The following is a 7,538-nucleotide window of genomic DNA, read 5'->3' on the forward strand; positions in this document are numbered from 1 at the left end:
AAAGGCGGCTGCATCACCAAAGCCGGATTCCTCGACAAAATCAAAAAAGCTTACGACGAGAATCCCAACCTGGCCAACCTGCTACTGGCCCCTGAGTTCAAACAAACAATTCTCGATCGCCAAACGGCATGGCGCGAAGTCCTCTCCACGGCAAATACCTTGGGCGTTCCCGTCCCGGCTTTTAGTGCATCTTTGGATTACTTCGATAGCTATCGGCGCGCGGTTCTGCCTCAAAACCTCACCCAAGCCCAGCGCGACTACTTTGGGGCGCACACTTACGAACGGACTGACAAAGCACGGGGTGAATCTTTCCACGCCGAGTGGTTTTAAGGTTTTTTATAGCAACTGCCAGGGCGGGCGCCATTATTGACAAGTTAAGGTTGTATTCACTTTGTCAACCTTGTCAATCATCAACTGAAAACCCGGCCCAGCGGGGGGTCTCCCCCCAAACCCCCCGCGTACAAGAGTGAAATCGTAAATAGACCTTCCTATCGGGTCAGGACTTGGTGTGCGGGAGCATATCTTTGACTCTTGACACAACCAAATTGACACAACCAAATTGTTTAAGTTGACACCACTGGGCGGGCGCGGACAAAACCTGACAATTGTGTAATTTTGCCGAGGTCTTCCCTCCCCAACGGTCGGCGTTCCCTTACGTCTTGCGCGCCATGCGGGGTCTGACCTCTTGCGCGCCATCGGGGTCCGACCGCTGCCCCCGAAGCCCACAGTCAATTTTGACCTAACCGATATGGCGACTGCTAGAATTCCCCTCTCAATTCTCTACTGAGGGATTAGACCGATCGCCCAAAATCGCAGCTAGTGCCCGATCGCTTGCTGCGATTCTTTTTGAGAAACTTGGGTAAATTCAGTTACATTCAAAGACTCAGCCAAGAATATCGAAACATTAAGTCGTAATCATTTTCGTCCGCCTCAAGAGTAAAATTAGATCGTCAAAATCCAACTGAGATGCTCGATAAATACTCACTTAAATCTTAAAAAAGAATGATATCGAGTCTGTCGGGGCAAAATTCATGTATTGATTCTGACAATTTTGCCTCGAAATCGAGCCATGAAGTAAACTGCGAGAATTATCGATCTCAATGCCTTCTCAACCCACTGATTATATTCTTTTCGTTCACGGAGTCAGCGTGAGGGAGTCCGCTGCCAACGAACGACAAAAAAGTTATCGTTATGCCGATCGATTATTTAATTTAATCCAAGCAGAGCTACCCTCTTGCAAGTTACAAAAAGTGCCACTCTATTGGGCAAATGTCAGCGATGAAGTCTTGGAGGAATTTCGCCCTTGGATTAATAAAGCACCGGCGTGGAAAAACTTTTGGTTTAAAGATTTTCGCTCCCAACAACTGATGCAATTTATCGGCGATGCAGCACTTTATATCAGCCGTCACGTCGGCTCCGAAGCCGTTATGCAACTCCAAGAACAGGCATTTGAATGCTTGCAGGGATATCAACCTAAAGATCGCCTGCATCTGGTTACCCATAGTTGGGGAACGGTGGTTTTATTCGATATGCTATTTGCCAGTCGCTGGGACAATCCTGAAATTTCCGGACATAAAAGCATCGAAAAAATTCGCCGCAATATCTTTGGCGTTCCTCCCAATTCACCGGACGGAATTCGCCTGGCGAGCATTCATACTATGGGTTCTCCCATTGCCTTATTTAGTTTGATTACGATGGTGGGAAGAACCAATGCTGGCAGTTCTCACGATATCAGTCCCCGGTTGGAACAGTTGTTGAAAAATGTTTGTCAGGATGGGTCGAAACTGCCCTGGCGCAACTTCATTCATCCCGGCGATCCTATCGGTCTTCCCCTAGAGGAAGTTATCCCCAAACTCGTCGATCGCGGCGAGCAATATATTGACATCGCCGACATTTTAACATCGGGTTCCGGGTTGCTAGAATTGCTTGCCAAACCTGTAAAATCTACATTTCTTGCTCTTATTAACGGCGGAAATGCCCACGGCAGTTATTGGGAAAATCCAGAAGTTGCTCGGACGATCGCTCGGACGATCTCGCAAGCAACGTATTAGATATAGTCGGCTCGATCGGGTTTGTTGTGTGGCTTTATCTAACAGCTAACCCAAAATTTGGCAGACAGATTTTGGGTTAGCCGTTGGAGGATACAAAACGCGAAAATAGAGTTAGGTTAAGTTGGGACAACTTTGAGACCGATGGACGGTTGAGTGTTGTTTTTTTTTGAGTGTCAGGGGCTTTAAAAATAAAAAACCGAACCTCTATCGAATTACTCGAACCTTACCAGATCGATTCAACCTCAGTGCATATATGACTAAATCCCAAACGAGTTCTCGACTCACATCTATGATTATCTTAGCTTTGGGACTGGTCGCCGTACCCGGACAGGCGCAGATTATCCCCGACACCACTTTACCCAACAATTCAGTGGTTCTTCCCAATGGCAACACCATCACCATCGAGGGGGGAACGGAAGCGGGGACGAATCTCTTCCACAGCTTCCAAGACTTTTCCCTCCTCACCGGAAGCGAAGCCTTTTTCAATAATGCGATCGCCATCGATAACATCATCACCCGCGTCACCGGAGGGAATATTTCCGACATCGACGGGTTGATTCGTGCCAACGGAACGGCAAACCTGTTTTTGATTAACCCCAACGGCCTGCAATTTGGGTCCAACGCGCGGCTGGAGATCGGCGGTTCGTTTCTCGGCAGTACCGCCGATCGTTTGCTGTTTGAAGATGGGAGTTTCTACAGTGCAAAGGATGCCAACGCGCCGCCCCTACTCATGGTGAACGTACCCGTGGGATTGCAAATGGGGCCGAATCCCGGAGGTACGATCGTATCGGGCAACGGACACCAACTCAGTGCTTCGCCCCGAGAAATCGATCGCAGTAACACTAGGGAGGGATTGCGGGTCCAACCGGGCAGAACGCTCGCGTTTATTGGTGGGGACGTGACTTTGACAGGTGCGGTGCTCAGTGCAGCAGGAGGACGAGTCGAACTCGGCAGCGTCCGGGAGGGATTGGCGACGATCGCTCCGATCGATGGGGGATTTACCCTCGACTACTCTCAGGTGACCCGTTTGGGAGATATTCACCTCCAACAACAATCCTTAGTCGATGTCAGTAGCAATTCAGCCGGGGGAATTCAGATCCGAGGCGGGCAGATCTTGTTTTCCGAGAGTTCTTTGCTTTTAAGTCAAAACCAAGGCACTCAAGCTGGAGGCGAGATTCGTATCGAGGCCTCCGGCTTAGTGGATATCGTCGGGTACGATCCCATCAGCGAAATTCGCAGTGGCATTTTCGGCGAAGCCCTAGCAACAGGGGCTAGCAGCAATATTACCCTGTCTTCGGGTCGCTTAATCGTTCGAGAGGGAGGTGGCATTTCCAACCAAGCTTTTGGAACCGGTCAGAGCGGCGATATTGAGATTCAAACTTCTGAGTTCGTGGAAGTGAGAGATTTTACCCTTACAGGTCTCAATAGAATCAATACGACGAACTTACTATTAGATATTTTTTCAAATACTCAGTCTACGGGAGTCGGAGGAGATGTCACTGTGTCTACCCCGCATTTATCTCTAACGAACGGGGCGGCAATTGGTAGTGTCACTCGAGGTAATGGTGTCGGGGGAAGCCTCGATATTGATGCCGATCGCATTGAGATTAGTGGCACTAATAGCTTTCGTCCTACCGTTCTCTCCACTTCGAGTTTATTTTCGGGGAATGCAGGGGATCTGACCATCAATACTCGCACCTTAGCAGTTCGCAATAGCGGCTTGGTGTCGAGTTCGAGTCTCGGTCGGGGAAATGCTGGAAGCGTAACGATCGATGCCTCAGAATCCGTGAGTGTAAGCGGTCGCGCTCTAGGGGCGAGGAATTCTAGTCAAATTCGCTCTGCGGTTGTTTTGCTCGGTCTTTCTTCTTCCATCGTTCCTGAAGGGACAGGAGGCAGCGTCGTCATTAACACTCCTTCTTTGAACGTAACGGATAGAGCATCGATTTCTGTGACTAATCAAGGTATTGGAGATGCAGGAACCATCGAGGTGAATGCTCGCTCGATATTGCTTGATGGTAATGGGGGAATTACGGCCGCTACTAACTCGGGTGAAGGAGGAAACCTCAGCTTGAGCGGATCGACGATTCAATTGCGCGACGGCAGCCAAATTACAGCAGAAGCAGGGGGAACCGGAAGTGGCGGCAACGTGACTCTCGATACCGATACCATCGCTCTGCTCGAAAACAGCAAGATCGTCGCCAATGCTTTTGAAGGGGCTGGTGGCAATATCCAAGTTACCACCAGCGGACTTTTCGTTTCTGCCGATAGCAACGTTACGGCGAGTTCTCAATTTGGTGTTGATGGCGTTGTCTCCATCAATAACCCGATCGACGATCGGGCATCGGGACTGGTGAGGCTGAATACAGAACCCCTCAATCCCAATACCCAGGTTCAAGATAGTTGCAAGCTGGCCACCCGCAGTCGCTTTGCCATCACCGGCAATGGCGGACTACCACCAGACCCGACTCAAATCCTGCAACTTCCTACGGTGTGGCGAGATACTCGTTTGGGAGAAATCGACAGCCCTCTGACCCCAAATATTACGGATGCCGAACCCGAGGTCTCATCTACACCCACTGTACCGTTAGTCGAAGCCACGGGATGGAAAAGGAACGACGGGGGCGAAATCGAGCTGGTGGTTGCATCGGGAAATCTAACTCATTCTCCTTGGCAGCCGCAGTCCAACTGCGATCGATCTCATCCCGACTGATTACAATCTGATATTTTGTATGTCTTTGCGAGGATCGACACTGCGGCTATCGCGAATTTTTTGATAGTACTCTCGTTCTGTGGCGTTCAAGGATTTGGGGGGGACGATGGTCAGTCGAACCAATTGATCGCTGCGTCCTCCACCTTTGGGTTTGGGCCAACCTTTCCCCCGCAGTCGTAGGGATTGACCCGATCTCACTCCCGCCGGGACGTTCACTGTTACCGTACCATCGGGGGTCGGTACGTCGATTTGGGCCCCCAAGACCGCTTCATCTGGTGAGATCGGAACTTCGCACACCAGGTTATCCCCTTCAAATTGGAAAAACCTATGGGATTGCAATTCAACGTTCAGGTACAAATCTCCTTGTCGTCCGTAACCATCCCGTTTGCCTTTCCCTTTTACTCGCACTCGAGAGCCGGACTTCGCACCGGCGGGAATGCGCACGTTGATGGTTTCACTCCCTAAATTCAGACGCTTGCGAACTCCCGCAAAAGCTTCCGCAAAGGTCAAACTCAGGGTTGCTTCGCGATCGAGAGAAGTTCCCGAGGGGCTTTTCGCGCTCGTCTTACTGGTATTTTTCGTCGCGCCGTTGGCGTAGCTGGCGAAATCTTCGTATCCACCAAACCCCCCAAATCCATTGTTACTCGCACCGTTTGTCGAATACGACCAGCGGTTGCGCGTGTTGTTATTGGTGCGACCACCTCCAAAGTTTCCGAGCAACTCATTGATAAACTCGTCAAAGTTGTCATACTGACCAAAGTCGAAGTTGCCGACATTCGACCCAACCCCAGTACGACTTCTCGACCCCGGACTGGCACTGCCTGCTTGCTTCCAATATTGACCGAAGCGATCGTACTTGTTGCGCTTATCGGTATCGGACAGGACTTCGTAGGCTTCGCTGACTTCTTTAAACTTGGCTTCCGCTTGCTTGTTGTCGGGGTTCATGTCCGGGTGATACTTGCGTGCGAGCTTGCGAAAGGCTTTTTTGATATCTGCCTCGCTCGCATTCTTGCTCACTCCCAGAATGGCGTAATAGTCTTTAAAGTCAGTTGCGGCCATGAACTTTTTCGTCCTGCGGGTTACTACAAGTTAGTTTAGAGTTTTTTTTCGGATGTCTTCAGAATTGACGCTGATGTTAGTTCTAGAGTAGCCCAGAGGGGGATGAAGACGGGTTCGGTTCTTGCCTCTTGGGGCGATCGCAATTGCCGTACCTTTTTGGGGAGAATTCGGAAGCGCGGAGGCGCGGAGTTCGGAAAGGAGAGGGGGAGGCAGGGGAGGCAGGGGAGATAAGGGAGACAAGGCAGAGAGTAATATCAAGTTCGGTTGAATACTTCTCATTCATCGTGAAGTGAGCTGGGGGAGAAAATTAGAGAAGATATTCGACCATCGCGCGCGAATTAATTAAACGAATTATCCGAACTTGATATAAGGGGGCGAATTCGGGTTCCGAATTAACAATGAATCATGACTCTTTTGAGCTTTGACGATCGAAGATGGCTTCTCGAAAGCCTAACACCACGAGGATATTGGAGAGGGTTAAGAAAAACTCGGCACTTCCATGGAGCCAATCGACGTTGGCTAAGGATTCTCCATAGGCAACTTTGGCGTAAATTCCGGCGGGAATGGTAATGGCGACAAATAGTAAGAGTAAATAAAACCCGATTAGGGCTAATCGAGGGGTTCGATTTGATTTCGTGAGGAAATACAAAAAGCCGAGATAGGGAAATAGGGAAACGGCAAATAAAGTATCTTTTGAAATCATAACTTCATGAATTAATTGCAATTTATTAAACGAATTTAAACCTATTTTCGATCGCTGTGGGGAGTTTGTCTTTGGCTCGATCGAAGGCATTGGAAAACTGACATAAAAAACAGCATCAAGATTCGCGAGGTTGTTTTTGTCGCCAAATCCACCAGGCTGCCGCGCAGAGGGTACAGTTACCGAGAACGGTCATGGCTGCTTGCAACGTCACCAGCCATTCGAGAGATTCGGGATTGTCAAAAAAGTGCCAAGTACAGGCACACATGGCACTAATTAATGCGGGTATCATACCCAAAGATAGCCATTGCCAAGCTCGATCTTGGGTGACTTCGCTATAAATCCAAATCAGCCACATGGCGGCGATCCACTCGATAACACTAGAAATATGAATCATCCAGGTGGGAATAGAAAGGGCGTGCATGGGACTTGAAGTTAGATTGAGTAAATTGGATCGAAAAAACGAGAGAGTTGCTAAAAAATGGTTGACAAAAGTGACATTTTGCTAGATGAGTTAGGTGGCGCGAACCTTAGTTTTCGATCGAAAACCGACCCAGGCGCGAAGGGCAGTGCTGCTGCCGAGAGGAACCACGGCAAACCCATCGCGATCGCTCAGCTTCACTCGTCCCCTCCATAGAATGCTCAACTGCCAGCAACGCGATCGAGTTGACAGGGTGCAGGATATCGAATAAACGTATTGTACGCAAATTAGCTCAAACATTAGCTCGGATTTCGAGCGGGTAGGGTCATGGCGAAAATTCGGGCGGTGTTGTGCGGCTACTACGGCATGGGGAACGGAGGGGACGAGGCCTTACTCGCCTCGCTACTGCAAATGTTGCCCCCCCAGGTGCAGCCGGTCGTTCTTTCGGGAAATCCCAAGCAAACCCGCGATCGCTACCAGGTTCCGACCTATCCTCGCAAATCCATCGCCTCGTTTCAGTTGCTGCGGGAATCGGATGTATTTATCTGGGGTGGGGGCAGTTTGGTGCAAGATGCCACCAGCGCCCTGAGTCCGGTG

At 49.9% G+C, this 7,538-nt stretch carries 7 protein-coding genes and 2 pseudogenes; 5 read left to right on the forward strand and 4 right to left on the reverse strand.

Translation table 11 applies throughout. The features are described 5' to 3' along the window. The 3 genes and pseudogenes from IQ235_RS13395 to IQ235_RS13405 all read left to right on the forward strand — a co-directional run. A pseudogene (locus IQ235_RS13395) lies at window positions 1-330 on the forward strand (NADP-dependent phosphogluconate dehydrogenase); the annotation flags it as partial. 770 nt (window positions 331-1,100) lie between these two features. Continuing rightward, window positions 1,101-2,051, forward strand: coding sequence for a hypothetical protein (locus IQ235_RS13400; protein WP_264321957.1), 951 nt, complete (start codon window positions 1,101-1,103; stop codon window positions 2,049-2,051). Between the two features lie 253 nt (window positions 2,052-2,304). Beyond that, a complete protein-coding gene (locus IQ235_RS13405) occupies window positions 2,305-4,761 on the forward strand; it encodes a two-partner secretion domain-containing protein (protein WP_264321958.1) in 2,457 nt (818 codons plus the stop codon). On the opposite strand, the gene IQ235_RS13410 is transcribed toward IQ235_RS13405, so the two are convergent. From IQ235_RS13410 to IQ235_RS13425, 4 genes are all read right to left on the reverse strand, one after another. After that, complete coding sequence (locus IQ235_RS13410) at window positions 4,762-5,820, reverse strand: DnaJ C-terminal domain-containing protein (RefSeq protein WP_264321959.1); 1,059 nt, start codon at window positions 5,818-5,820, stop codon at window positions 4,762-4,764. Window positions 5,821-5,850: 30 nt separating this feature from the next. Next, window positions 5,851-6,099 (reverse strand): hypothetical protein, encoded by a 249-nt coding sequence (locus IQ235_RS13415; RefSeq protein ID WP_264321960.1) that lies wholly within the window; start codon window positions 6,097-6,099, stop codon window positions 5,851-5,853. Window positions 6,100-6,223: 124 nt separating this feature from the next. Beyond that, window positions 6,224-6,523, reverse strand: a complete 300-nt coding sequence (locus tag IQ235_RS13420; protein WP_264321961.1) for a DUF3593 domain-containing protein — start codon at window positions 6,521-6,523, stop codon at window positions 6,224-6,226. 115 nt (window positions 6,524-6,638) lie between these two features. Then, window positions 6,639-6,944 (reverse strand): DUF2499 domain-containing protein, encoded by a 306-nt coding sequence (locus IQ235_RS13425; protein ID WP_264321962.1) that lies wholly within the window; start codon window positions 6,942-6,944, stop codon window positions 6,639-6,641. A 94-nt stretch (window positions 6,945-7,038) separates the two neighbouring features. Between IQ235_RS13425 and IQ235_RS13430 the strand changes: the two genes are divergently transcribed. Further along, entirely contained in the window at window positions 7,039-7,212 is a 174-nt protein-coding gene (locus tag IQ235_RS13430) for a hypothetical protein (protein WP_264321963.1), read from the forward strand. 56 nt (window positions 7,213-7,268) lie between these two features. Next, window positions 7,269-7,538: pseudogene (locus IQ235_RS13435) on the forward strand (polysaccharide pyruvyl transferase CsaB); the annotation flags it as partial.

Origin of the sequence: Zarconia navalis LEGE 11467 (assembly GCF_015207075.1) — a bacterium.
GTDB classification, from domain to species: Bacteria; Cyanobacteriota; Cyanobacteriia; order Cyanobacteriales; family Geitlerinemataceae; genus Zarconia; species Zarconia navalis.